Source organism: Xenorhabdus santafensis (assembly GCF_033949405.1).
Lineage (GTDB): Bacteria > Pseudomonadota > Gammaproteobacteria > Enterobacterales > Enterobacteriaceae > Xenorhabdus > Xenorhabdus santafensis.
The window spans coordinates 1-445 of sequence record NZ_VCDN01000200.1 but is presented as its reverse complement, the minus strand read 5'-3'; the positions used below and the strand labels follow the sequence as shown (position 1 = coordinate 445).

Annotated in this window: 1 protein-coding gene; it reads left to right on the top strand. The window is 62.7% G+C overall.

What is annotated here, in order from left to right; genetic code table 11:
- The coding region (gene tssI, locus FE392_RS19855) for a type VI secretion system tip protein TssI/VgrG (protein WP_319931857.1) at positions 1 to 445 on the top strand (445 nt) is incomplete at both ends.

Below are 445 nucleotides of genomic sequence, written 5' to 3'. Positions count from 1 at the left end.
TCAGCCGCAAGCGCTGGAAACCGCCACTTCTGGCTCCGGTACCACGCTGCACAGCCATTTCAGCTTTATCCGCCAAAACCAGAACTGGCGACCCGCACCATTGCACAAACCCGTGATTGACGGCCCGCAAATTGCCAAAGTCGTCGGCCCGGCGGGGGAGGAAATATTCTGTGACCAGCACGGCCGCGTCCGCCTGCAATTCCCGTGGGACCGTTACGGCAAAAGTGACGACCACAGCTCCTGCTGGATACGGGTCAGCCAACCGTGGGCCGGTCAGGGCTGGGGCATGCTCGCCATCCCGCGTATCGGGCAAGAAGTGGTGGTGGACTTCCTGCACGGCGACCCCGACCAGCCGATAGTCATCGGGCGCACCTACCATGCCAGCAACATTCCCCCGGGTACCCTGCCGGGCAGCAAAACCCAAATGGCGTTCCGCTCCAAGACC